Source organism: Pseudomonas corrugata (assembly GCF_050920615.1).
Classification (GTDB): Bacteria; Pseudomonadota; Gammaproteobacteria; order Pseudomonadales; family Pseudomonadaceae; genus Aquipseudomonas; species Aquipseudomonas corrugata.
In genome coordinates this window covers 1,469,391-1,493,082 of sequence record NZ_CP130434.1, presented here as the reverse complement: position 1 = coordinate 1,493,082, position 23,692 = coordinate 1,469,391, and the positions used below count along the sequence as shown (strand labels likewise).

At 60.9% G+C, this 23,692-nt stretch carries 23 protein-coding genes; 7 read left to right on the top strand and 16 right to left on the bottom strand.

Going from position 1 to position 23,692, the window contains the following annotated elements:
- Window positions 1–25 precede the first annotated feature (25 nt).
- From QZH45_RS06635 to ffh, 8 genes are all read right to left on the bottom strand, one after another.
- A complete protein-coding gene (locus QZH45_RS06635; protein ID WP_024778948.1) occupies window positions 26–1,330 on the bottom strand; it encodes a homoserine dehydrogenase in 1,305 nt (434 codons plus the stop codon).
- 132 nt (window positions 1,331–1,462) lie between these two features.
- Window positions 1,463–2,194 (bottom strand): DsbC family protein, encoded by a 732-nt coding sequence (locus QZH45_RS06630; protein WP_024778947.1) that lies wholly within the window; start codon window positions 2,192–2,194, stop codon window positions 1,463–1,465.
- 316 nt (window positions 2,195–2,510) lie between these two features.
- Entirely contained in the window at window positions 2,511–3,407 is an 897-nt protein-coding gene (xerD, locus tag QZH45_RS06625; RefSeq protein ID WP_024778945.1) for a site-specific tyrosine recombinase XerD, read from the bottom strand.
- Between the two features lie 131 nt (window positions 3,408–3,538).
- Window positions 3,539–3,889: a 50S ribosomal protein L19 gene (rplS, locus tag QZH45_RS06620; protein WP_003175895.1), complete on the bottom strand. Its 351-nt coding sequence runs from the start codon at window positions 3,887–3,889 to the stop codon at window positions 3,539–3,541.
- A gap of 44 nt (window positions 3,890–3,933) precedes the next feature.
- The gene (gene trmD, locus QZH45_RS06615) at window positions 3,934–4,707 is read right to left on the bottom strand and encodes a tRNA (guanosine(37)-N1)-methyltransferase TrmD (protein ID WP_174549819.1); all 774 of its coding nucleotides are present in this window, start codon (window positions 4,705–4,707) and stop codon (window positions 3,934–3,936) included.
- Entirely contained in the window at window positions 4,689–5,225 is a 537-nt protein-coding gene (gene rimM, locus QZH45_RS06610; RefSeq protein WP_024778943.1) for a ribosome maturation factor RimM, read from the bottom strand. Before rimM ends, trmD begins: the two co-directional genes overlap by 19 nt.
- A gap of 5 nt (window positions 5,226–5,230) precedes the next feature.
- On the bottom strand, window positions 5,231–5,482 hold the full coding sequence (rpsP, locus tag QZH45_RS06605; protein ID WP_007927680.1) for a 30S ribosomal protein S16: 252 nt from the start codon (window positions 5,480–5,482) through the stop codon (window positions 5,231–5,233).
- A 228-nt stretch (window positions 5,483–5,710) separates the two neighbouring features.
- Entirely contained in the window at window positions 5,711–7,087 is a 1,377-nt protein-coding gene (gene ffh, locus QZH45_RS06600) for a signal recognition particle protein (RefSeq protein WP_024778942.1), read from the bottom strand.
- Between the two features lie 196 nt (window positions 7,088–7,283).
- Here ffh and QZH45_RS06595 point away from each other — a divergent pair, with 196 nt between their 5' ends.
- The 5 genes from QZH45_RS06595 to QZH45_RS06575 all read left to right on the top strand — a co-directional run bounded on the left by QZH45_RS06595 (window position 7,284) and on the right by QZH45_RS06575 (window position 14,058).
- A complete protein-coding gene (locus QZH45_RS06595; RefSeq protein WP_024778941.1) occupies window positions 7,284–8,096 on the top strand; it encodes a cytochrome C assembly family protein in 813 nt (270 codons plus the stop codon).
- A 12-nt stretch (window positions 8,097–8,108) separates the two neighbouring features.
- A complete protein-coding gene (locus tag QZH45_RS06590) occupies window positions 8,109–9,350 on the top strand; it encodes a CNNM domain-containing protein (protein WP_024778940.1) in 1,242 nt (413 codons plus the stop codon).
- A gap of 209 nt (window positions 9,351–9,559) precedes the next feature.
- Entirely contained in the window at window positions 9,560–10,873 is a 1,314-nt protein-coding gene (locus tag QZH45_RS06585; RefSeq protein WP_024778939.1) for an MFS transporter, read from the top strand.
- A gap of 168 nt (window positions 10,874–11,041) precedes the next feature.
- On the top strand, window positions 11,042–13,456 hold the full coding sequence (gene lon / locus QZH45_RS06580; protein ID WP_432783641.1) for an endopeptidase La: 2,415 nt from the start codon (window positions 11,042–11,044) through the stop codon (window positions 13,454–13,456).
- 209 nt (window positions 13,457–13,665) lie between these two features.
- A complete protein-coding gene (locus tag QZH45_RS06575; RefSeq protein ID WP_024778937.1) occupies window positions 13,666–14,058 on the top strand; it encodes a protease inhibitor I42 family protein in 393 nt (130 codons plus the stop codon).
- Between the two features lie 65 nt (window positions 14,059–14,123).
- Here QZH45_RS06575 and QZH45_RS06570 read toward each other — a convergent pair whose 3' ends face one another.
- Complete coding sequence (locus QZH45_RS06570; protein ID WP_055135991.1) at window positions 14,124–15,083, bottom strand: omptin family outer membrane protease; 960 nt, start codon at window positions 15,081–15,083, stop codon at window positions 14,124–14,126.
- Window positions 15,084–15,392: 309 nt separating this feature from the next.
- Between QZH45_RS06570 and cmoA the strand changes: the two genes are divergently transcribed.
- On the top strand, window positions 15,393–16,136 hold the full coding sequence (gene cmoA / locus QZH45_RS06565; RefSeq protein ID WP_024778935.1) for a carboxy-S-adenosyl-L-methionine synthase CmoA: 744 nt from the start codon (window positions 15,393–15,395) through the stop codon (window positions 16,134–16,136).
- A complete protein-coding gene (gene cmoB, locus QZH45_RS06560; protein WP_053192668.1) occupies window positions 16,133–17,089 on the top strand; it encodes a tRNA 5-methoxyuridine(34)/uridine 5-oxyacetic acid(34) synthase CmoB in 957 nt (318 codons plus the stop codon). The genes cmoA and cmoB overlap by 4 nt, the downstream gene beginning before the upstream one ends.
- Window positions 17,090–17,216: 127 nt before the next feature.
- Here the strand turns inward: cmoB and tadA are convergent, their stop codons facing one another.
- The 7 genes from tadA to ptsP all read right to left on the bottom strand — a co-directional run bounded on the left by tadA (window position 17,217) and on the right by ptsP (window position 23,621).
- Window positions 17,217–17,714 (bottom strand): tRNA adenosine(34) deaminase TadA, encoded by a 498-nt coding sequence (tadA, locus tag QZH45_RS06555; protein WP_024778933.1) that lies wholly within the window; start codon window positions 17,712–17,714, stop codon window positions 17,217–17,219.
- Complete coding sequence (locus tag QZH45_RS06550; protein ID WP_053192666.1) at window positions 17,714–19,090, bottom strand: multicopper oxidase family protein; 1,377 nt, start codon at window positions 19,088–19,090, stop codon at window positions 17,714–17,716. The genes tadA and QZH45_RS06550 overlap by 1 nt, the downstream gene beginning before the upstream one ends.
- 154 nt (window positions 19,091–19,244) lie before the next feature.
- The gene (locus QZH45_RS06545) at window positions 19,245–19,769 is read right to left on the bottom strand and encodes a helix-turn-helix transcriptional regulator (protein WP_053192664.1); all 525 of its coding nucleotides are present in this window, start codon (window positions 19,767–19,769) and stop codon (window positions 19,245–19,247) included.
- A gap of 3 nt (window positions 19,770–19,772) precedes the next feature.
- Window positions 19,773–20,048: a hypothetical protein gene (locus QZH45_RS06540; RefSeq protein WP_080996592.1), complete on the bottom strand. Its 276-nt coding sequence runs from the start codon at window positions 20,046–20,048 to the stop codon at window positions 19,773–19,775.
- 235 nt (window positions 20,049–20,283) lie between these two features.
- Entirely contained in the window at window positions 20,284–20,691 is a 408-nt protein-coding gene (locus QZH45_RS06535) for a DUF6632 domain-containing protein (protein ID WP_024778930.1), read from the bottom strand.
- 105 nt (window positions 20,692–20,796) lie between these two features.
- Window positions 20,797–21,084, bottom strand: coding sequence for a PTS transporter subunit EIIB (locus tag QZH45_RS06530; protein WP_024778929.1), 288 nt, complete (start codon window positions 21,082–21,084; stop codon window positions 20,797–20,799).
- A gap of 2 nt (window positions 21,085–21,086) precedes the next feature.
- Complete coding sequence (ptsP, locus tag QZH45_RS06525; RefSeq protein ID WP_055135796.1) at window positions 21,087–23,621, bottom strand: phosphoenolpyruvate--protein phosphotransferase; 2,535 nt, start codon at window positions 23,619–23,621, stop codon at window positions 21,087–21,089.
- Between the last annotated feature and the right edge of the window lie 71 nt (window positions 23,622–23,692).

The following is a 23,692-nucleotide window of genomic DNA, read 5'->3' as shown; positions in this document are numbered from 1 at the left end:
TTGTGACTTGCCGCTTGCAGCTGAATTAATTCAGATGTTCAACGCGGATACGGACCACAGGGCCTACCACGTCCTGGAGCGCTTCCAGCGCTGCAATCGCGTCGTTGATACGCTGCTCGACCACGCGGTGGGTCAGCAGAATCATCGGCACCAGGCCGTCGTGTTCCTCGACTTCCTTCTGCATGATCGACTCGATGTTGATGCCGCGCTCCGACAGGATGCTCGCCACCTGGGCCAGTACGCCCGGATGGTCCTTGGCCTGGATGCGCAAGTAGTAAGCACTTTCGCACGCTTCGATCGGAAGAATCGGATGCGCCGACAGCGAGTCCGGCTGAAACGCCAGGTGCGGCACACGGTTCTCCGGATCCGACGTCATGGCACGCACCACGTCCACCAGGTCGGCCACGACCGATGAAGCGGTCGGTTCCATGCCAGCGCCGGCGCCGTAGAACAGGGTCGATCCAGAGGCGTCACCGTTGACCATGACGGCGTTCATCACACCGTTGACGTTGGCTATCAGGCGGTCGGCCGGGATCAGGGTCGGATGCACGCGCAGCTCGATGCCGCTGGCGGTGCTGCGGGCAACCCCCAGGTGTTTGATGCGGTAGCCCAAGGCTTCGGCGTAGTTCACATCAGCAGTGGTCAGCTTGGTGATGCCTTCGGTGTAGGCCTTGTCGAACTGCAGCGGGATACCAAAGGCGATGGACGCCAGGATCGTCAGCTTGTGCGCTGCATCGATGCCTTCCACGTCAAACGTCGGATCGGCCTCGGCGTAACCCAGGGCCTGGGCTTCGCAGAGCACGTCCTCGAAGGTCCGGCCCTTCTCGCGCATTTCGGTGAGGATGAAGTTACCAGTGCCGTTGATGATACCGGCGACCCAATTGATGCGGTTGGCCGACAGGCCTTCACGGATGGCCTTGATCACCGGGATACCACCAGCCACGGCGGCTTCGAACGCCACGATCACGCCCTTTTCACGGGCCTTGGCGAAAATTTCGTTACCGTGCACGGCGATCAGCGCCTTGTTGGCGGTGACCACGTGCTTGCCGTTCTCGATGGCCTTGAGCACCAGCTCACGGGCCACGGTATAGCCGCCCATCAGCTCGATGACGATATCGACCTCAGGGTTGGCCGCCACGGCGAATACATCGTTGGTAATCGAAATACCGGTCGTCTGGAACTGAGGCTTTGGCGTACGCATGGCAATTTGTGCCACTTCGATTCCACGCCCGGCACGGCGGGCAATCTCCTCGGCGTTACGCTGAAGTACGTTGAAGGTGCCGCCACCGACGGTACCTAACCCACAGATGCCTACTTTGACCGGATTCACTCTTGACTCCCCATGAAACGGCCGACGCAAGGTCGGCCGTGAAATACAGCCGCGCAGCAACGCGGCTCTGCGTTTAACGGCCCGGCGAAGGTTTTCGCCGAGCCATGCTCTTCATCAGCATATTGCCCATGATTATTTCGCGCCGAGGGCCAGTTTGGCGACTTGCGGCGCCGGCTGGTAGCCCGGAATTACCTGACCATCTGCCAAAACAATTGCCGGCGTACCGTTCACGCCTATTGACTGCCCCAGGGCAAACTGCTTGGAGACCGGGTTCTCGCACTTGGCGGCCTTGATCTCCTTGCCATCGACCATCTTGTCCATGGCTGCTTTCTTGTCCTTGGAGCACCACACGGCCTGCAACTGCTCGTCGCCCGGCGAGCCCAGGCCCTGGCGTGGAAACGCGACGTAGCGCACTTCGATGCCTCGCTTGTTCAGCTCCGGCACTTCGGCGTGCAGCTTGTGGCAGTACGGGCACGTAGTGTCGGTGAACACCGTGATGTGGGATTTGGTTTCACCCACAGCCGGGTAGACCACGGTTTCGGCAACCGGAATACCGTTGATCAGCTTGGAAACGCCCTGGCGCTCGGTCAGCTCGGTGAGGTTGACCGGCTTACCGTCCTTGAGCTCGAACAGGTTGCCCTGGACGATGTACTGACCGTCGGCGCTGGCGTAGAGCACGCGGCTGCCTTTGAGCTTGACTTCATACAGGCCGGCCATCGGGCTGGCAGAAATGGCTTCGATCGGTACTTCGAGCTGAAGGTTTTCCAGGCTCTTGCGAATAGCCTTGTCCGCCGCGTCGTCGGCAATGGCAAAGGTGCTGGCCAACGCAATGGCAGCGGCGGTGAACATCTGGATCAAACGCATGGGAACTCCTGAGGCAAACAAATGGGACGAGAAACGCCAACCCGCAGATCCGGTTCCGGCCGCCCACTGTGCAAACCGGTCAAGCCTACCACATAAGGCTGGCGGGGCCGAATGCCGCTGACGCAAGACATTGGCGGTGCATTTTTTGTGGGAGCGGGCTTGTGGGAGCAAGGCTTGCCCGCGATGAACGATAACGCTGCTCATCCGATGCATCGCGGCGCGGCCATCGCGGGCAAGCCTTGCTCCCACAGCGGATCTCGGCGGACCATCGAAGCGGTGGAGACCCCATAGCGCTGTGGGGCGGTGCATCTCTCCCTCAGCCGCGTGGATGATGCTTGGCATGCAGATCCTGCAAGCGCGCCCGGGCGACATGGGTGTAGATCTGGGTGGTGGACAGGTCGCTGTGGCCCAACAGCATCTGCACCACCCGCAGGTCGGCTCCATGGTTGAGCAGGTGCGTGGCGAAGGCATGACGTAAGGTGTGGGGCGAGAGGGATTTGCCGATCCCGGCGACCTTGGCCTGATGCTTGATACGGTGCCAGAACGTCTGGCGGGTCATCTGATCGCCGTTACGACTCGGGAACAATACGTCGCTGGGGCGTCCTCCCAGCAGTTCATGGCGACCGTCCCGCAGGTAGCGCTCGACCCAGACGATGGCTTCCTCGCCCATTGGCACCAGACGCTCCTTGCTGCCCTTGCCCATCACCCGCAAGACACCCTGGCGCAGGTTCACCTGCTCCAGTGTCAGGCTGATCAACTCGGTGACGCGCAGGCCGCAGGCGTACAGGACCTCCAGCATGGCCCGATCGCGCTGGCCGATGGCTTCGCTGAGGTCCGGTGCCGCCAATAGCGCCTCCACATCGGCTTCGGACAGGGATTTGGGCAGCGGGCGCCCCAACTGTGGCATCTCCACCCGCAAGGTCGGATCCACCGCGATCAGTTTTTCCCGCAGCAAGTAACGATAGAACCCACGCACGCCGGAGAGAAATCGCGCGGTCGAGCGCGGCTTGTAGTTCTGTTCCAGGCGCCACGCCAAGTGATCGAGGATCAGCTCACGTCCGGCATTGGCCAGTTCCAGGTTTTTCTCCTGCAACCAGCCGTTGAACAGTGCCAGGTCGCTGCGGTAGGCGTCACGGGTATTGTCGGAAAGCCCTTTCTCCAGCCACAGGGCGTCGAGAAACTGGTCTATCAACGGATGATCGATGGCTGGCATAAACACTCTTGGTGGATGCGTATGAACGCTGCATCCGTGCAATAGAGAAAGTATGCAGGGTGCTCAAAGAGCAAATCGCAGGCAACAAAAAAGCAGCCCTCAGGCTGCTTTTTTTGCATCGGAAGCTGGACTCAGGCCAGTTTTTCCTTGATGCGAGCTGCTTTACCGGACAGGTCACGCAGGTAGTACAGCTTGGCTTTACGCACGTCACCGCGACGCTTCACAGCCATGCTGTCGATTTGCGGGCTGTAGGTCTGGAAAGTACGCTCTACGCCAACACCGTTGGAGATTTTACGAACGGTGAAAGCACTGTTCACGCCACGGTTACGCTTGGCGATAACGACGCCTTCGAACGCTTGCAGACGAGAACGGTCACCTTCCTTCACTTTCACCTGAACGACAATGGTGTCGCCCGGGGCAAAGGTAGGGATTTCTTTGGTCATCTGCTCTGCTTCGAGTGCAAGGATGATTTTGTTAGTCATGCTGTGCTCCTAAGGCAAGTCTCGGACTTACCATCGATACGTTGTTAACTATCGTCCCGCTCGCGGATGTATTCCTCGAGCAGCTTCTTCTCTTCTCCAGAAAGCGAGCGGCTTTCCAGAAGATCGGCGCGTCGTTCCCAGGTCCGACCAAGGGACTGCTGTAAACGCCAACGCCGGATGTGCGCGTGGTTGCCACTTAGCAACACGTCGGGAACACGCTGATCCGCATACACCTCCGGTCGGGTGTAGTGCGGGCAATCCAGCAGACCATCCGTAAAGGAATCTTCCTCAGCGGAATCTGCATGCCCTAAAGCTCCAGGCAGCAGTCGTGTAACCGCATCGATCAGGACCATCGCCGGCAGCTCGCCGCCAGACAGTACATAGTCGCCAACCGACCACTCTTCATCGACATGAGTTTCAATAAAACGCTCGTCAATGCCTTCATAACGACCGGCAATCAGGATCAATGCATCCGAATTCGCCAGTTCGCGTACCGCCGACTGAGTCAGCTGACGGCCTTGGGGCGACAGGTAGATCACCTTCGCACCCTCCCCGGCTGCCGCTCTGGCCTGAACCAGTGCATCTTCCAGGGGCTTGATCTTCATCACCATGCCCGGACCACCGCCAAACGGGCGATCGTCCACAGTGTGATGCCGATCCGTGGTGTAGTCCCGCGGATTCCAACAGGTCAGCTGCAACAGCTCCTGTTTCACCGCGCGGCTGGTTATGCCGTACTCGCTGATGGCGGAAAACATCTCGGGAAACAATGTGATGACTTCAACGCGCAAATTGGCCACGTTCAGAAATCCGCATCCCATTCCACCTTCATCTCGCCTGCCTCCAGGTCAACGGCCAACACGCACTGCCCGGTATAGGGCAACAGGCGTTCGCGATCATCCAGGCTGCCGACGCAAGGCTTTACCACCATGACATCGTTCGAACCGGTCTCGAGCAGGTGATCGATTTTCCCGAGCAATTGCCCGAGGTGGTCGATGACCTTCAGACCCACCAGCTGGTACCAGTAGTACTCGCCGTCGGTCAGTTCAGGGAACAGGTTGCGCGGCACGCAGATCTCATAACCGGCCAGAAGACGCGCTTCTTCACGATCATCGAGACCCTTGAGCTTTGCGACCAGGAACTTGTCGTTCCCGCGTCCGCTGACCAGCTCAACCTGTTTCACGCTGCCTTCGCGCTTGAGCGTCCAGGCTTTGTAGTCCAACAGGTTCTTGATCGGATCAGTAAAGGAATAAACCTTCACTTCGCCGCGAACGCCATGTACTGAATAGATTTTGCCGACAACGATCAGATCATCAGCATCTTTTGGCGTCGCGTTCATATTGCTCAGGCCGCAGCCTTAGCCGATTCCTTCAACAACTGAGCAACGCGCTCAGAAGGTTGTGCACCAACGCTCAGCCAGTAGGCAACGCGCTCTTGGTTCACGGACAGACGAACTTCCTGACCACGGGCGATAGGGTTGAAGAAACCAACCTGCTCTTTGTGGGAACCGTCACGCGGGTTGCGGCTGTCGGTTACGGTCAGGTGGTAAAACGGGCGCTTTTTGGAGCCGCCAAGGGCAAGACGGATTGTTAGCATGTGAACATCGTTCCTGTAGTCGGTGCTGCAAATCTAAATGCACAGCGGGCATGGGTGCCCGAAAGGCCGCACATTCTAAGGAATATCCAGACTTTTGCAAATGACTTTTTCCGGCGAGTGCCGGCCTGCCATTCAGATCTGCGACGATCAGCGCCCGCGGAAGACGGGTTGGCTGGAGATCCCACGTCCCCGTGGGCTGCACCGGCATGACTGCCGGTGCCTGGATTCTTACATCTTGGGCATGCCGCCACCGGGCAGCATTCCGCCCATGCCGCGCATCATCTTGGCCATCCCACCCTTGGTGGAGAACTTCTTCATCATCTTCTGCATCTGCTTGTGCTGCTTGATCAAGCGACCAATGTCCTGCACCTGAGTGCCGGAACCCATGGCGATGCGGCGCTTGCGCGAACCACTGATCAGGTCAGGGTCACGGCGTTCGGCCGGGGTCATGGAGTTGATGATGGCTTCCATCTGCTTGAACTGCTTTTCAGCCGCGCCTTGGGCGTTACCCATCTGCGCCAGGTTCACGCCGCCGATGTTCGGCAGCTTGTCCATGAGCCCGCCGAGGCCGCCCATGTTTTTCATCTGTTGCAACTGATCGCGGAAGTCTTCGAGATCGAAGCCCTTGCCCTTCTTCAGCTTCTTCGCAAGCTTGTCGGCTTTTTCCTTGTCGAGGGTCTGCTCGGCCTGCTCGATCAGGCTGAGCACGTCACCCATGCCCAGGATGCGCGACGCGATGCGCTCAGGGTGGAACGGCTCGAGCGCTTCGCTCTTCTCGCCCATACCGATGAACTTGATCGGCTTGCCGGTGATGGCCCGTACCGACAGCGCGGCACCGCCACGGGCGTCACCGTCGACCTTGGTCAGGATCACGCCGGTCAATGGCAGCGCATCGCCGAACGCCTTGGCGGTATTGGCCGCGTCCTGACCGGTCATGGCATCGACCACGAACAGGGTTTCCACCGGGTTGACCGCGGCATGCAGCGCCTTGATCTCACCCATCATCTCTTCATCGATGTGCAGGCGACCGGCGGTGTCGACGATGACCACGTCGATGAACTTGAGCTTCGCTTCCTTGATGGCCGCCTGGGCGATGTCCACCGGCTTCTGGCTCAGGTCGGACGGGAAGAATGTCACGCCGATGTCGTTGGCCAGGGTTTCCAGCTGTTTGATCGCCGCCGGACGGTAGACGTCCGCGGACACCACCATGACCGACTTCTTCTTGCGCTCCTTGAGCAGGCGCGCCAGCTTGCCGGCAGTGGTGGTCTTGCCCGCGCCCTGCAGACCGGCCATCAGCACCACGGCTGGCGGTACGGCGCTCAGGTTCAGGTCTTCGTTGGCGGCGCCCATCAGGCTTTCGAGTTCGGCCTGGACGATCTTCACGAACGCCTGGCCCGGCGTCAGGCTGCGCGACACTTCGGTGCCGACGGCGCGTTCCTTGACCGAATTGACGAAGTCCTTGACCACCGGCAGGGCGACGTCGGCTTCGAGCAACGCCATGCGCACTTCGCGCAGGGTGTCTTTGATGTTGTCCTCGGTCAGCTTCGCCTTGCCAGTGACATGGCGCAGCGTCTGCGAGAGACGGTCGGTTAGGTTTTCAAACATGCGCGATCCTTTCAGGCCCGTATGAGGCCGGGATAATGGCGGCCCAGACCGTGAAAAATGTGCTCGGCGAGCCTGCGGCGTGGGCAGGTCGCGGATTATAGCGAAGAAGCGTGCCGCGTACACCTCGCGGCGGTCTTTCGTGCAGGATGGGTTCTATGCCAAACTCAGCGTCTTTCGGGCTTGCCTAACAGGATTTATGCTCCCCTTGTCACCCAGCTTGCTTGCCTCCCTCGCCGCCGCTTGCCTTTATGCCGCTGCGACCCTCTATCAAGGCACCCGCCTGGCCACCGGTGCCAAGGCGAACAAACGCCTGCTGGTCACGCTCGGCGTGCTGGCGGTGCTTGGCCACGCGGCCAGCCTTTTTACCCACCTGATGACACCGATCGGCCTGGGCCTGGACTTTTTCAACGCTGCCAGCCTGATCGCCGTCGCAGTGATCGCCCTGACGCTGCTGGCCTGCTCGCGTATCCCGGTGGAAAACCTGCTGGTGCTGCTCTTCCCCCTGGGGCTGGCAACGGTGCTGCTGTCGCAGTTCGCGCCATCGGGCACGGTGCAGGTCATCGACGAAGAACCGGGTATCCTCGCCCACATCCTGCTGTCGGTGCTCGCCTATGGCCTGTTCACCATCGCGGTGTTCCAGGCCTTGCTACTGCTGGTGCAAGACCACCAACTCAAGAACAAGCACCCGTCCGGACTGATCCGCAACTTCCCTCCACTGCAGACCATGGAAAGCCTGCTGTTCGGCTTCCTCTGGGCCGGATGGGCCCTGCTGTCGATGTCACTGATCTCCGGCTGGCTGTTCGTCGAGAACCTGTTCGCCCAGCATCTGGTGCACAAAACCCTGCTGGCCTGCCTGGCATGGGTAGTGTTCAGCGTGTTGCTGTGGGGCCGCAACCGTCTTGGCTGGCGCGGTCATAAAGCCATTCGCTGGACCCTGGCCGGTTTCTGCCTGCTGATGCTGGCGTACTTCGGCAGCAAACTGGTCCGTGAATACATCCTGCATATCTGACGGACGGCGCTGATGGATAGGTTGCCCGCGGGGCCGCTGCTCGCTGTACTGGTCTTGCTGATTCTCTGGGCGGCCCTGTTTACCGCCATCGAAGCCGCCCGGCACCACCTGCTGGCCCAGCGCAAGGCTTCACGCGCCGGCGACAAGCCGCTGGCGAAGCTGGACTTCCCCCTGACCAGCCTGATTCTGTGCAACACCCTGTGTCGCGCCCTGGCGCTGGTGATCGGCACCTTGCTGGCGATCTTCACCTGGCTGGAAAACGGCCCGTGGATCGCCTGGCTCGCCATCAGCGCCGCGCTGCTGGTGTTCGCCGACTACCTGCCGCGCACCCTGGCCAGCCGTTACCCTGACGCGATCCTGACGCTGGGCAATACCCTGCTTGGCGTACCACTGAAACTGCTTTATCCCCTCGCCTGGCTGTTGAATGGCCTGAGCGAGTTGCTGCTGCGACCCTTTATCCGCAAGACCAGTGCCGTCCAGCAAAGCGACGACGAAATGCCCGCACCCGCGCGCGTCGAGCATGAGCATGAACAGAGCACCGGGCGGCCACATCCGGTTTCCGGCATCCACGCCCTCGACAACATCACCGTCAACGACATCCTGGTACCCCGCAGCGAGGTCGACGGCATCAACCTCGATGACCCCATCGGGGATATCATCGAACAGCTGCTCCTGAATCGCCGGACCCGGCTGCCAGTGTTCCACAGCGATATCAACCAGGTCGAAGCGGTGCTCAATACCCGCCAGATCCGCCATCTGCTGGCGGACGCGAGCCTGACCCAGGAGGCGCTGCTGGCCGCCTGCCATGAACCTTACTTCGTGCCCGAAAGTACACCGCTGCAACTGCAACTGCTGAATTTCCACAAGCAGCAACGGCGCCTGGGCATGGTGGTGGACGAATACGGCGAAGTGCTGGGTATCGTCACCCTGGAAGACATCCTCGAAGAAATCGTCGGCGAATTCGAAAGCGAACACAGCCTCGACAACCCTCACGTCCATCCGCAGCCTGACGGGCGCCTGATGATCGATGGCGCGGCGTCGATCCGTGAACTGAACAAGACCCTTGGCTGGCACCTGCCCTGCGACGGGCCCAAGACCCTCAACGGATTGGTGACCGAAGCGCTGGAAACCATTCCCGAAAGCCCGGTCTGTCTGAAAATCGGCCGTTATCGCCTGGAAATCATCGAGACCGTGGACAACCGCGTCAGCCAGGTGCTGGCGTGGCATAACAGTTCGGTGCCGACAGCTTCCTAGCGTACGCAACACCCTGTAGGAGCAAGGCTTGCCCGCGAAGGCCCCGCCGCAGTGCAACAGTTAGAACCGCGTTATCGTTCATCGCGGGCAAGCCTTGCTCCCACAGTTCGATCCCATAGTGCCCTTGCACCAGCACGGAGCAGCAAAATAGTCGTCTTCAACCATAATAATTCGCTCCAACGGAGCACATGACTGTCAGGGATAACTGCATGACCTCCACGACCTGCAACGACGCCGCGCTTGCCCAGCCGACGAACTCCACCACCCGCGTGGCAACCGCGAGCTTCATCGGTACCGCCATCGAGTTCTATGACTTCTACGTCTACGCCACGGCTGCGGCCCTGGTGATCGGGCCGGTGTTCTTTCCACAGACGTCAGGCACGGCACAGATGCTGTCGTCCTTCCTGACATTCGGCATTGCCTTTCTCGCCCGTCCGCTGGGTTCGGCGCTGTTCGGCCATTTTGGCGACCGGATCGGCCGCAAGTCCACGCTGGTGGCCTCGCTGCTGCTGATGGGCATCTGCACCACCCTCATCGGCGTACTGCCCGGGTATGCCAGCATTGGCGCCTGGGCACCGTTCCTGCTGTGCCTGCTGCGTTTCGGTCAGGGGCTGGGGCTGGGCGGTGAATGGGGTGGCGCCGCGCTGCTCGCCACCGAGAACGCCCCCAAGGGCAAGCGTGCCTGGTTCGGCATGTTCCCCCAACTGGGCCCATCCATTGGCTTCCTGGCGGCCAACGGGCTGTTCCTGACCCTGGCGATGAGCCTGGACGACGAGCAGTTCCGCTCCTGGGGGTGGCGGATTCCGTTCCTGCTCAGCGCCGTGCTGGTGATCATCGGCCTCTACGTGCGGCTCAAACTCCATGAAACCCCGGTCTTCGCCAATGCCGTGGCCCGTCAGGAGCGAGTGAAAGTGCCGCTGGTCGAGCTGTTCAGCCAGTATTGGGCGCCTACATTGCTGGGCGCAGCGGCGATGGTGGTGTGTTATGCGTTGTTCTACATCTCCACGGTGTTCTCCCTGAGCTACGGCGTCGCCACCCTCGGCTACAGCCGCGAGACCTTCCTTGCCCTGTTGTGTTTTGCCGTGCTGTTCATGGCCGCCGCCACACCGTTGTCAGCCTGGGCCAGCGACCGCTTCGGACGCAAGCCGGTGCTGGTCACCGGTGGCGTACTGGCAATTGCCTCGGGCTTTCTCATGGAGCCATTGCTGACCCAAGGCTCGAGCTCAGGCGTGGCGCTGTTCCTGTGCATCGAATTGTTCCTGATGGGCGTGACCTTCGCCCCCATGGGTGCCTTGCTGCCGGAGCTCTTTCCAACCCACGTACGTTATACAGGCGCGTCGGCCGCCTATAACCTGGGCGGCATCGTCGGCGCCTCGGCCGCCCCGTTCTTTGCCCAGAAACTGGTGGCCATGGGCGGCTTGAGCTATGTCGGCGGCTACGTATCGGCTGCCGCTGTACTCAGCGTGATCGCGGTGCTGTGCCTGAAGGAAACCCGCCATAACGATTTGAATCGGGTTGCCTGAAGCCAACGAACATACGATCCACTGTGGCGGGGGAGCTTGCGCCCTCGCCGCAGCACCTGTCACGACGCTGAACAACACGCCATGAAATAGCCGCTAACAATCGCCTACCATTGAAACCACCCCCCACCTGCCCCATCTAAGCTCCATACTCCATTGCGCAGGTGCCCCATGAGCGACCAGCACTCTACAGAAGCCACGAACGAATACGCTGACCCCGAACATATCGAGCACACCGCCTCCGGCACCGGCTTGGCCCTGCCCGGCCAGAACCTGCCGGACAAGGTCTATATCATCCCCATCCACAATCGCCCGTTCTTCCCGGCCCAGGTGCTGCCGGTTATCGTCAATGAAGAACCCTGGGCCGAAACCCTGGAACTGGTGGCCAAGTCCGAACATCATTCCCTGGCACTGTTCTTCATGGATACGCCCCAGGAAGACCCGCGCCATTTTGATACGTCGGCGCTTCCGCTGTACGGCACACTGGTCAAGGTGCACCACGCCAGTCGCGAGGCGGGTAAATTGCAGTTTGTTGCCCAAGGTCTGACCCGCGTGCGCATCCGCACCTGGCTCAAGCACCATCGGCCACCGTACCTGGTGGAAGTCGAATACCCGCACCAGCCGAGCGAGCCGACCGACGAGGTCAAGGCCTATGGCATGGCACTGATCAATGCGATCAAGGAACTGCTGCCGCTCAACCCGCTGTACAGTGAAGAGCTGAAGAACTACCTCAACCGCTTCAGCCCCAACGATCCGTCGCCACTGACGGATTTTGCCGCCGCACTCACCTCCGCCACCGGCAGTGAGCTGCAGGAAGTGCTCGATTGCGTGCCGATGCTCAAGCGCATGGAGAAAGTGCTGCCGATGCTGCGCAAGGAAGTGGAAGTCGCGCGGCTGCAGAAAGAGATCTCGGCGGAGGTCAACAGCAAGATCGGCGAACATCAGCGCCAGTTCTTCCTCAAGGAACAGCTCAAGGTCATTCAGCAGGAGCTGGGGTTGACCAAGGATGATCGCAGCGCCGACCTCGAACAGTTCGAGCAGCGACTGGAGGGCAAGGTGTTGCCGGCCCAGGCGCAGAAGCGTATCGAAGAGGAAATGAACAAGCTCTCCATCCTGGAAACCGGTTCGCCGGAATATGCCGTCACCCGTAATTATCTGGATTGGGCCACCTCGGTGCCATGGGGCGTGTACGGCCAGGACAAACTCGACCTCAAGCACGCGCGCAAGGTGCTCGACCAGCACCACGCCGGCCTGGACGACATCAAGGACCGCATCCTCGAATTCCTCGCCGTGGGTGCCTATAAAGGCGAGATCAGCGGCTCCATCGTGCTGCTCGTGGGCCCGCCGGGCGTGGGCAAGACCAGCGTGGGCAAGTCCATTGCCGAATCCCTCGGCCGGCCGTTCTACCGTTTCAGCGTCGGCGGCATGCGCGACGAAGCCGAGATCAAGGGGCACCGGCGCACCTACATCGGTGCCCAGTCGGGCAAACTGGTACAGGCGCTCAAAGATGTCGAAGTAATGAACCCGGTGATCATGCTCGACGAGATCGACAAGATGGGTCAGAGCTACCAGGGCGATCCGGCCTCGGCCTTGCTGGAAACCCTCGACCCGGAGCAGAACGTCGAGTTTCTCGATCACTACCTGGACATGCGCCTGGACCTGTCCAAAGTGCTCTTCGTGTGCACCGCCAACACCCTGGACTCGATCCCCGGCCCGCTGCTGGACCGGATGGAAGTGATTCGCCTGTCGGGCTACATCACCGAAGAAAAGATCGCCATCGCCAAGCGCCACCTGTGGCCCAAGCAACTGGCCAAGGCCGGGGTGTCCAAGGGCAGCCTGAGCATCAGTGACAGCGCCTTGAAGGCGTTGATCGACGGCTACGCCCGCGAAGCCGGGGTACGGCAGCTGGAGAAGCAACTGGGCAAACTGGTGCGCAAGGCGGTGATGAAGCTGATCGACGATCCAAAGGCAGTGATCAAGCTTGGGCCTAAAGACCTTGAGGCTTCCCTGGGCAAACCGGTGTTCCGCAACGAGCAGGTGCTGTCCGGGGTCGGCGTGATTACCGGCCTGGCCTGGACCAGTATGGGCGGAGCCACCCTGCCGATCGAAGCGACGCGCATCCACACCCACAATCGCGGTTTCAAGCTCACCGGGCAACTGGGTGACGTGATGAAGGAGTCGGCGGAAATCGCCCACAGCTATGTCAGTTCGCACCTGAAGCAGTTCGGTGGCGATCCGAAGTTCTTCGACGAGGCCTTTGTCCACCTGCACGTGCCGGAAGGCGCCACGCCCAAGGACGGCCCGAGCGCCGGGGTGACCATGGCCAGCGCCCTGCTGTCCCTGGCCCGCAACCAGCCACCGAAAAAAGGCGTCGCCATGACCGGAGAACTGACCCTTACCGGGTACGTGCTACCGATTGGCGGGGTCCGTGAGAAGGTCATTGCGGCGCGCCGGCAGAAAATCCTCGAACTGATCCTGCCGGAAGCCAACCGGGGCAACTTCGAAGAGCTGCCGGAGTATCTGAAGGAAGGCATCACGGTGCACTTTGCCAAGCGCTTTGCGGATGTGGCGAAGGTGTTGTTCTGAAGGTTATGTAGCGCCTGCCCTGGCCCCATCGCGGGCGAGCCTTGCTCCCACAGGGGGTGGGTGTTGTTCACAAAAATTGTGATCCACACCCTGTTCTGTGGGAGTAAGGCTTGCCCGCGATGATGTCACCAGCAACAACCCATGCCCACCTGACACACCCCGTAGCATCTCGGTTATGCTCCCCATTCGTCGTGAATGCCGGAGTCCCCATGTCCCTCACCCGCCTGCTTGTCCCCGTCAGCCTTGCCCTGCTGAGCGCTTGCGCCACGCAACCGAAAAACAACGTGACCGTGGAAAAACTCAGCGAATGCCCGGTGCGGCTCAACAACGGGCAGAACATGATCCTCAGCTTGCCCAGCAACCCCACCACCGGGTACCGCTGGGCCATCCAGGACTCGGCAGGCGGCGTGTTGAAAGCGCTGGGCCCCGAGGTCTACCGCAATCCGGAAGACGCCGGCATCGTCGGTGCCGCTGGCGTGTCGACCTGGCGCTTCCAGGCATTCGCCACCGGCACCGGCCGGTTGCGCCTGACTTATCAACAGCCCTGGGCCCCCGAAGTACCGCCCGTGGAAACCTTCGACTGTGCCATTGCGGTGAAGTGAGAATGGCCCGGCCGCCCTCGCGCTGATGGGGGCGGCCGGCTTCACGATGCGGCGCCGCGTCTTGTTCAAAAAACGTATTTCAGCCCGATGGTCGTCATGACGCTGGAGCTTTCGATGCCTGCGGAGTCGGTGTAGCTATCGCGGTAGTTATCGGAACGATTCTTGACGGTAAGGCTGCCTTTTTTATTCCGTGTGCGACTCCACGTGCTCTCCACGAAAATATTCGTGTTGGCGGTCATGTCATAGCCCAACTTTCCTCCCAACGAATAATACTGTTGATGCTTTGTTTTGCCGACAAACGTCTTATCGGCCAGGTAGTGCTCATCAATGTCAGTGGCAGAAGCCCAGCGACTGTACTTGAACACCCCCTCCATATCGAAACGCTTGTATCGATAGCTGCCGACCAATCCAACATACGGGGTTTTAAAGTGCTGTTTGTAGCCAATGATCGTTACGTCCGCTGGGAACTCGCCAGTGTATGCACCTCTGTTGTAACTAAAGGATCCCCCCTTGGAGGTAAAGCTGAAGCGGCGTTCCTGGTACCCAGCCATCAGGCCCAGGCGATAAGCAGGTTCGTTCAATAGCCACCCCTTGAGATTGAGATCGAATTCGTTGGCATACCTCAGGGTCGTGTCGGGGTGAACGCTACGGTCTGTCCATTGGCTCTGAGAGGCATCGACCCAGTCATCGTCATTCATATAACCGTCTGTGCTGGTGATGGTCGTCCAGCCCGACGCCCCTAGTGACATCCAAGACAGCACGTTCCAATCGAGAGAGCCTTTGATGACCGCAGCATTGTTGTACTTCCAGTCGAGCTGGCTGATCCTCCTCCCGCCCTCCTCGGGCGCGTAGACCCGCTCGTGGGTCTGACCACTCAGAACGCCTGCATTGATAGCGAGAGCAACTTTCTCGTCTGTGTACAAGTGCTCCGCGCTGTCCGCAGCGACCGGAAATGCAACCGTCGCGATTGTTGCAAATATAAAAAATCGTATTTGCCCAGCAGCTTTTATCCCTTGCACAAACATTTATAACTTCCCTGATGGATTGGCGTAAATTCAACAGTTCCTTACAGTGCATGGGTATATCCACACCAGCAGGCGCCTTTGAAGTTGCGCTTTTTATATCAACGCATCTTTATTCAGCAAGAAACGAATCGAAAACACCGCTAAACAAAATGTGCCTGGAAGTTGCGTGCTGTTCATCTCGATCGGACTGTCGCAAGCACCCGTGGAGCCGACGAGCATGAGGGCGGGGCCGGGCGTCAATCAAAGATCACGCTTTGGCGCATTAATTGGCTAAAATGCCCGCCTTTTCACCCTGTCGCCGGAACCGCCGTGAGCAACGACCCTGATCGCCTATTCGCCCAACCCCTGGCCCAAGTGCCTGACTTCGCCTTCAACGAGGACGTAGTGCGGGTATTCCCGGACATGATCAAGCGCTCGGTGCCGGGCTACCCGACCATTGTCGAAAACCTCGGCGTGCTCGCCGCGCAATTCGCCCAGCCGGGCAGCGTGCTCTATGACCTGGGCTCCTCCCTCGGCGCGGTGACCCAGGCGCTGCGCCGCCATGTGCGTACCGACGGTTGCCGGGTGATCGCTGTGGATAACTCAGCGGCCATGGTCGAGCGCTGTCGCGAATACCTCAACGGCCAGGACTCGATGTTCCAGGAGCTGCTGCCGGTGGAGGTGATCGAGGGCGACATCCTGGCCCTGGAATTCCAGCCGGCCTCGGTAGTGGCGCTGAACTTCACCCTGCAGTTCATCGCACCGGATCAGCGCACGGCCTTGTTGAGCCGCATTCGCCAATCCCTGCTGCCCGGCGGCGCCCTGATCCTGTCGGAAAAGCTGCGCTTCAACGATGCGCAGGAACACGCGCTGCTCACTGACCTGCACGTGGCGTTCAAACGCGCCAACGGCTACAGCGAACTGGAGATTGCCCAGAAACGCAGCGCCATCGAAAACGTCATGAAGCCCGACAGCCTCGAAGAACACCGCGAACGCCTGTTGGCGGCCGGATTCTCGAAAGTCGTGCCGTGGTTCCAGTGTCTTAACTTCGCCTCGTTGATTGCCTTGCCATGATTGATCTGTCCCCCCTCGCCCGCCGCCTGGCCGGCACGCCCCTGGCCGATTGGGCCGCGACGCTGCAGGCGCAACTCGACACCAAAATGGAAAAGGGCCATGGCGACCTGGAACGCTGGCAGAGCGCCCTCGACGCCTTGCCGCTGCTGCAACCGAGCAAAATCGACCTGTTGAACGGGCTGACCCTCGACACCGATTGCAGCGACGAAACCCGCGCCCGGATGCGCACCGCACTGATGGGCCTGTCGCCGTGGCGCAAAGGGCCATTCGACTTGTTCGGCGTGCACGTGGACACCGAATGGCGCTCGGACTGGAAGTGGTCGCGTGTGGCGCCACACCTGGATCTCAAGGGCAAGCGCATCCTCGATGTAGGCTGCGGCAACGGTTACTACATGTGGCGGATGCTCGGCGCCGGGGCCGACACGGTGATCGGCGTCGACCCCAACTGGCTGTTCTTCTGCCAGTTCCAGGCAGTGCAGCGCTATCTGTCGCAGCCCAATGCCTGGCACCTGCCGTTCCCGTTCGAAGACCTGCCGCCAGACCTGGAGGGCTTTGACACGGTTTTTTCCATGGGCGTGTTCTATCACCGCCGCTCCCCAATCGAGCACTTGCTGGCCCTCAAGGACTGTCTGGTCAAGGGTGGTGAGCTGGTGCTGGAGACGTTGGTGATCGAGGGCGACGAGCACCAGGTGCTGGTGCCCGAGGATCGCTACGCGCAAATGCGCAACGTCTGGTTCCTACCGTCGGTGCCGGCCCTGGAACGCTGGCTACGCCGCGCCGGTTTCAGCGATGTACGCTGCGTGGACGTGAGCCTGACCACCGTAGAGGAACAGCGCAGCACGGAATGGATGAAATATCAGTCGCTGAGCGATTTTCTCGACCCCGACGACCACAGCAAGACCATCGAGGGCTTGCCGGCGCCGATGCGGGCGGTGATTGTGGCGCGTAAATAGATAGATCAAACAACCCCCATCCCTGTGGGAGCGAGCCTGCTCGCGATAGCGGTAAATCAGTCAAAAGTGTTGTTGACTGACACTCCGCTATCGCGAGCAGGCTCGCTCCCACAAAGGCGGGGGGGGTTCAATCCTGGGATTTGGCCCTGCGCGCCTTGAAGAATTCGCTCAACACCGTGCTGCATTCCTCCGCCAATACCCCGCCCTCGAACATCACACGGTGGTTCAGGAACGCTTGGCTGAAAAACTGCCCCTGGCTCTGCACGATGCCGGCCTTGGGTTCCAACGCACCGTAGACGACCCGGGCGATGCGGGAGTGGACGATCAGACCGGCGCACATGCTGCACGGTTCGAGCGTCACATAGAGGGTGCTGCCAGGCAGGCGATAATTGCTCACGGCCTGGGCGGCGGCGCGGATGGCGACCATCTCCGCGTGGGCGCTGGGGTCGTGGCCGCTGATCGGGCAATTGAAGCCGCGCCCGATGATCTCGCCGTCCTGCACCAGCACCGCGCCCACCGGCACCTCGCCCAGGGCCGCCCCTTGCGCGGCCAGCGCCAGGGCTTCGCGCATGAAGTCCTGGTCGCGACTGCGGTCGATGATCCGGGCAGGACGAATCTGGCGCATCACGCGACCTCGATGGCGGCCATCAGGCCGGTCTCCATGTGGTCGATCACATGGCAATGGAACATCCACACACCCGGGTTATCCGCCACCAGCGCGACCTGTGCCCGCTCGTTCTTGCCCAGCAGGTAGGTGTCGGTGAAATACGGAATGACCTTGTGGCGGTTGGACGCGATCACCTTGAAGCTCATGCCGTGCAAGTGGATCGGATGCTGGTATTGGGTCATGTTTTTCAATTCGAAAATGTAGCTCTTGCCCTTTTTCAGCGTGGCAATCGGCCGGTCGGCGCAAGTCTTGTCGGTGATGTCCCAGGCCTTGCCGTTGATCTGCCACAGGCTGGGTGGCTTGCCGTTGTCGACATTGACCGACACCGAACCGACCCACTCGAAATTGAAGTTGAGTTTCTCGGCATTGGCCAGGTCCGGCTCGGCCACCGGGTTGGCCGGCAACGCGGGTGGCCATTGGGTCGGCGCATCGTTGTTGGGTACCGAACGCAGGGTGCCCAGGCGCACCGGGCCGTTGCGCAGCGACAACTCTTCTCCGGCCGCCGGTGCCTTGATTGCCAGGCAGATGCGCATGCCCGGACCGAGCCAGTACTCCTTGCCCAGCGGGCGCGGTTCGATAGGATTGCCGTCCAGGGCATAGATCTGGGCTTCGACCCCGGGAATATTGATCCGGTAGGTCAGGGTGTTGTCGAGGTTGAGCAGCCGCACCCGGGTGATCTGCCCGGCCGGCAGGTCGATCACCGCTCCCGCCACGCCGTTGATGGTCGCCAGTCTCCCGGCCGTCCCGCCACGGGCCGCCTCGCGAGGGATGCTGAACGCGACGAACTCACCCTGCTCATCCACGTGCCAACTCTTCAGGCTCAGGGTCTTTTCGTATTTGAAACCGGTGGGCTCGCGCTCTTCAATGATCAGCGGCCCCACCAATCCACGCCCCAGCTCTTCGCTGCTGTTGACGTGGGGGTGGTACCAATAACTGCCAGCGTCCGGCACACGGAACTTGTAATCGAAGTATTCCCCCGGCAGCACCGGCAGTTGCGAGACATACGGCACACCGTCCATCTCCAGCGGCAGGCGGATCCCGTGCCAGTGAATGGTGGTGGCGACCGGCAGGTGGTTGATAAAACGCACCCGCAACCATTCCCCCTGGCGCACCCGCAATTCGGTACCCGGCGCCGATGGCCCAAAGGCCCAGGCCTGGGTCTTGTGTCCGGCCACCAGCTCGACGTCCAGAGGCGCCGCAATCAATTCATAGTCGTGCCCGGCTTCGGCATCCGCCCGCTTGCCCAACCAATACCGCGATGCGCCTCCCGCGCCAACGCCCACGACAACAAGACCGGCCAGGCCACCGAGTATTTGGCGACGGGTAAACGACATGAAGGTAACCACCTATTGAATCCGCGGCGAACCGGAAGGTCCGCAAAAGGCGAATACGATACACCCGCAATTGAGAAATATTAAGTGAAGGATTGTCGCGTCATCCCCGCCAGATGCGATGAAGGCGCCTCACGGCGCCCCTCATCCCAGGTTGTCAGCCAACCAAAGCCTCCAAGTCCTTGAAAACCAATCCTGGTAAGCGTCGGCCTTCTTTCGCAACGTTGACCTGCAAGGCTGCTTGGGCCACGTCCAACACATTCCGGGTAAGCGAATAGCTGCCCTTGCTCTGCAGCCAGGTCAGAACGTCCGCCAAATGCCAGATAGACGCGCTGCCCTCGTGTACGGGCGTCGGGAAGCTGTTTGGGTGGGCCAACATCAACTTGCGCATGTTCTGCCGAGACACGCCGACGATCTCGGCTACGTCGGTTAGCCCAACCAGATCAGGGGCGACTTCAATCAACCTGGCCGATGGCACCGCACGGCGCACGTCGCTCAAAGCGCTGAGCACAGCCTCAATCGCATCAGGAGCATCGCGCGTGAATTCGAGAGCCAACCGTCCCGGCTGTCCCATGCCTACCAGGGCATCGTCGCAGCCCGCTACCCCCAGCCGCTCCACCAGTTCATCCGAGGTACGGTCATCGTCAGCAAGCTGATATTTCAGGGTAAAGGTATATTCCATGTCTTACTCCTCAGCATCGTCATCAGCCTCGCAACGATTGCGATGGGTAGTGCAATTATCCACGACGCGTCGTAATGCTCGCGCATGATTGCCAGGGTTTCTCGGCGTGCTCCATATCGGTGTGATACAGAACTCACCGCAACGACACTCCTCGTCGTTATACGGACAATAAGCCCGCCCCCATGCGTGACCACCACCGACCTCTATACGCCACCCCAACGCTTCGGCACGCCTGAGCGCTTCTTCGACTTCCTTTTTCGGATGCGAGGGACGAATCATCAGTGCTCTCCAGTATTCGCATGACCTGCCTGGTTGTCAAATGACAACCAGATCATTCCCTTGGATGATAGGCATTCTCGGCGCACCGATGAGGGCCGAATCGTAGCGAAAGGTGACGGTACCGGACGGCTTTCGCTGTCAGGTGCAGAAGAGCGCTGAGGAAAAACAGTACGGCCACTAAAAAGCCCTGGAGAGGTTATCCACAGGGCTTTTCAGGTACACCTCAACACAAGGATCAACCCGCCAGTAAACGCGCCTTCTCGCCACGGGGAGTGAAGAACGCCAGCACCGCCGCGACCACGAACAGCGCAGGCACATCGCCGAGCAGGTGGCCATAATGGCTCATGCCGTCCATCCCGACACCAAAGGACTGCACGGCCATGATCGCGCCATGCACGACGCTCGACCAGACCGTGAACCAGATCAGGCTCAGGTGCTTCAGCGGATCCCGTGAAGCTCTCAGCAGGAACACGCCAAGGGTCGCGTAGAGGCCAACGATCATCAGCGGATAGTCGGAATGACCGCTGTGCCATGTCCAACCGGACGGCCATAGCAACATCAGCGGCCCGATCGCAAACACGGAGATCAGGCCCACCACGATCAAAACCATGCGCAGGGCAGCGAGTCTTTGGGTGTCGTTCATGACGGGCTCCTTATGGCGGCGGGACCGTCGCCGAAACTGGACGTGCGTCAGTATAGAGCGCGCCTCGGCTACGTGCCCGACCCTACCTCCAGCCGTCTTGACGGCTCAGGATGGCAAACCGGTGATCAGGTGTACCACGCCGTTGTCCAGCGGCAACACCCCTGCCACTCCTGCGGCCTTCAACCCCGACCGGTCTATCCGGGCAACATCCCGCAACTCCACCCGCAGTCGCGTCAATGCCACGGCCTGATGGCGCTTGAGATTATCCGCGCCACCCAGCGCGGCGACGATAGCCGGCGCGACGCCATCAACCGATGCCGCCGGCTGGGGCTCATCCGGCACCAGGTCCGGGGTCAGGGCTTTCCAGAATGTCCGCTGCAGTTTGTCAAACATGTTCAATGCTCCATGACCAGTCTGGCCGGGTCGATCGTGGATGAATGCATGCGCAGGATACCGCGCACCTGTTCGGCGCTTTCCCGACCAAGGGCTTGTTGGGCAAGCCTGCGGCAGTCGCCCAGGTCCCATTCACGCACACACGCCTTTATTGTTGGAATCAACGGCACGCTGACCGATAGTTCGTCCACACCAAGCCCCAGCAACACCGGCACCGCCAGGGTTTCCGAGGCGAGCGCGCCACACACCCCGACCCATTTGCCCTGGGCATGCGCGGCATCGACGGTACGAGCGATCAGTCGCAATACCGAGGGATGCAGGCTGTCGGCCTGGCTGGCCAGGCGCGGATGGTCTCGGTCCATAGCCATGGTGTACTGGGTCAGGTCGTTGGTGCCGATGGAAAAGAAATCCACTTCGGGAGCAAACAGATCAGCCATCAGGGCCGCCGCCGGGACCTCGATCATGATCCCCAGCTTCGGCTGCTCTTTCAGGCCAAGGCCGCCAACCTCCTCCTCCAGTATCCGCCGCGCCAGGCGCAACTCCGACAATTGGGTGACCATGGGCAGCATGATGTGCAGGCGCGCCATTCCGGAGCAGGCGAGTATCGCCCGGAACTGCTCGCGCAACAGTTGTGGTCGCTCCAGGCACAAGCGAATGCCGCGCATTCCCAGGAACGGATTGTCTTCGCGCTCCATGGGTACGTAGGCCAACGGCTTGTCTCCACCCACATCCAGGGTCCGCACCACCAGGTTGCGCTCCGGGCCCAGTGCCTGGGCGACGGCGCTGTACAGCGCTGCCTGCTCGTCATGCCCCGGCGGCTGCAAGCGATCCAGATAAAGCAGTTCGGAGCGCAGCAGCCCCACCCCTTCACCTCCCAGGGTCATGGCCTGCTCCACGTCCCGTAGCGAACCGACATTAGCGCTGATTTCGACTCGGTGACCATCAATGGTGCGGGCCGGCAGGGCCGCCTGTTCGATGTCTCGCTGGCGGCGCTGATGCTGCCCGTCACGCAGGACCCGGAATTGCTCGATCCGGGCCTGATCAGGATTCAAATGCAATTCGCCGCTGTCGGCATCCAGCAACACTTGGGTGCCATTGGCGATGGCCAGCACCTGTCCATGCATGCCACACAACGACGGCAAGCCCAGCGCTCGGGCGAGGATCGCCACATGGCTGGTAGCTCCCCCATCGACCGTGACAAAACCGGCTATTCGCGAGGTATCCAGGCTGGCGGTCTGGGAGGGTGTCAGTTGCTCGGCCACCAGAATCGCACGCTCGGGCAATGTCCAGGCGCCTTCCTGCACCCCCAGGATCAATTTGAGCACCCGCTGCCCTACATCGGCCAGGTCCATTGCCCGTTCGACCAGCAAAGCGCTACCCAACTGCTGGAACAGTTCGGCAGTTGCCTGCGTAGCGGCGTTCCAGGCGAATGCCGCGCTCTTGCCCTCAAGGACCAGGGTTTGGGCGTGCTCCAGCAGGGTGGGATCCTCCAGCAATGCTTCATGAGCGCGAAAAATCTGCGCCTGGACACTGCCCGTCGCTTCGCCCTGCAAGGTCCTCAACGCTTCAGCCGCCTGGCCCAGCGCCTGGTCCAGGGCCGCTTGTTCAGCCTGAATGCCGAGGCCCGACTCGTCGATGTCCAACACCTGCGAGGCGACTTGAACCACCTCGCCAAACGCCAAACCGGGCGAAGCGCAGACACCTCGCAGCCGATCCGACATCGACGGTTCGGCAACATGGGACGACACCGGCGCCGACGGCACGCCAACCGTTTCACCGCACCCCGACAGCAACAGCTGTTCCAATGCGTCGATGGCTTGCCCGGCCTGAGGGCCAGTGGCGCTGATCTGCACGCTGTCGCCCTTGACCGTTTGCAGCGCCATGACCGCCACCACGGACTTGGCATTGGCGCCGGCCTGCTGCCGATGCAGGCAGATGTCTGCGTCGAATCCCTTGGCCGCCTCGGCGAACACCGCGGCAGGGCGAGCATGCAAGCCACATTCGTTGGGCACGATCAATGGCCTGGAAAACAGCGCCGAGCCCTGCCGTGCATCGTCGACAGGTCCCGACTGGCCCAGGCTTACCCGCAACAGCGGGTCGCCGCTCTCGATGCAAGCAGCCTGGTCTGCCAGCACACTGAAGGGCTCGCCGCTGACCACCAGCACCAAGGTCAACAGGCTGCGCGCATGCAGGGCAATGTAGTCGGCATCAAAATCAATCAGCGGCTGCCCGGCCTCGACACGTTGACCCGCTTCCACCCGGGGGGTAAAGCCCTTGCCTGCCAGGTTCACCGTGTCCAGGCCAATGTGCATCAGTACCTGAACGCCGTTGTCACCGGTGACACTCACCGCATGGCCACTGCCCTGGAGCGTGCCGATGACACCGGCCAACGGTGCGCAAAGGGTCTGGGAAGTCGGGTCGATGCAAATCCCGTCTCCCACTACACGGCTGGAGAAAACCGGATCCGGCACATTGTCCAGAGGCATCAGGACCCCGGACAACGGCGCGAGCAATTGCAAAGGTTGCGTTGTGTTCATGACTTCACCTGCTGCTGTCTATTCTTGCGGGCATCACGGCGATAAAAGGATCCGCCGACACGCGCTACATG

Bases quoted from the DNA above. Each gene is read 5' to 3' on its own strand.
- QZH45_RS06575 (WP_024778937.1), top strand. From the start codon at position 13,666: ATGTCCCTCACCCGCCTGCTTGTCCCCGTCAGCCTTGCCCTGCTGAGC.
- rimM (WP_024778943.1), bottom strand. From the start codon at position 5,225: ATGAACGCGACGCCAAAAGATGCTGATGATCTGATCGTTGTCGGCAAA.
- QZH45_RS06535 (WP_024778930.1), bottom strand. From the start codon at position 20,691: ATGAACGACACCCAAAGACTCGCTGCCCTGCGCATGGTTTTGATCGTG.
- QZH45_RS06570 (WP_055135991.1), bottom strand. From the start codon at position 15,083: ATGTTTGTGCAAGGGATAAAAGCTGCTGGGCAAATACGATTTTTTATA.
- QZH45_RS06550 (WP_053192666.1), bottom strand. From the start codon at position 19,090: ATGTCGTTTACCCGTCGCCAAATACTCGGTGGCCTGGCCGGTCTTGTT.
- QZH45_RS06595 (WP_024778941.1), top strand. From the start codon at position 7,284: ATGCTCCCCTTGTCACCCAGCTTGCTTGCCTCCCTCGCCGCCGCTTGC.
- tadA (WP_024778933.1), bottom strand. From the start codon at position 17,714: ATGCGCCAGATTCGTCCTGCCCGGATCATCGACCGCAGTCGCGACCAG.
- trmD (WP_174549819.1), bottom strand. From the start codon at position 4,707: ATGGGATGCGGATTTCTGAACGTGGCCAATTTGCGCGTTGAAGTCATC.
- QZH45_RS06530 (WP_024778929.1), bottom strand. From the start codon at position 21,084: ATGTTTGACAAACTGCAGCGGACATTCTGGAAAGCCCTGACCCCGGAC.
- cmoB (WP_053192668.1), top strand. From the start codon at position 16,133: ATGATTGATCTGTCCCCCCTCGCCCGCCGCCTGGCCGGCACGCCCCTG.
- ptsP (WP_055135796.1), bottom strand. From the start codon at position 23,621: ATGAACACAACGCAACCTTTGCAATTGCTCGCGCCGTTGTCCGGGGTC.
- rpsP (WP_007927680.1), bottom strand. From the start codon at position 5,482: ATGCTAACAATCCGTCTTGCCCTTGGCGGCTCCAAAAAGCGCCCGTTT.
- QZH45_RS06630 (WP_024778947.1), bottom strand. From the start codon at position 2,194: ATGCGTTTGATCCAGATGTTCACCGCCGCTGCCATTGCGTTGGCCAGC.
- QZH45_RS06590 (WP_024778940.1), top strand. From the start codon at position 8,109: ATGGATAGGTTGCCCGCGGGGCCGCTGCTCGCTGTACTGGTCTTGCTG.
- ffh (WP_024778942.1), bottom strand. From the start codon at position 7,087: ATGTTTGAAAACCTAACCGACCGTCTCTCGCAGACGCTGCGCCATGTC.
- QZH45_RS06545 (WP_053192664.1), bottom strand. From the start codon at position 19,769: ATGGAATATACCTTTACCCTGAAATATCAGCTTGCTGACGATGACCGT.
- xerD (WP_024778945.1), bottom strand. From the start codon at position 3,407: ATGCCAGCCATCGATCATCCGTTGATAGACCAGTTTCTCGACGCCCTG.
- QZH45_RS06540 (WP_080996592.1), bottom strand. From the start codon at position 20,048: ATGATTCGTCCCTCGCATCCGAAAAAGGAAGTCGAAGAAGCGCTCAGG.
- QZH45_RS06585 (WP_024778939.1), top strand. From the start codon at position 9,560: ATGACCTCCACGACCTGCAACGACGCCGCGCTTGCCCAGCCGACGAAC.
- lon (WP_432783641.1), top strand. From the start codon at position 11,042: ATGAGCGACCAGCACTCTACAGAAGCCACGAACGAATACGCTGACCCC.
- rplS (WP_003175895.1), bottom strand. From the start codon at position 3,889: ATGACTAACAAAATCATCCTTGCACTCGAAGCAGAGCAGATGACCAAA.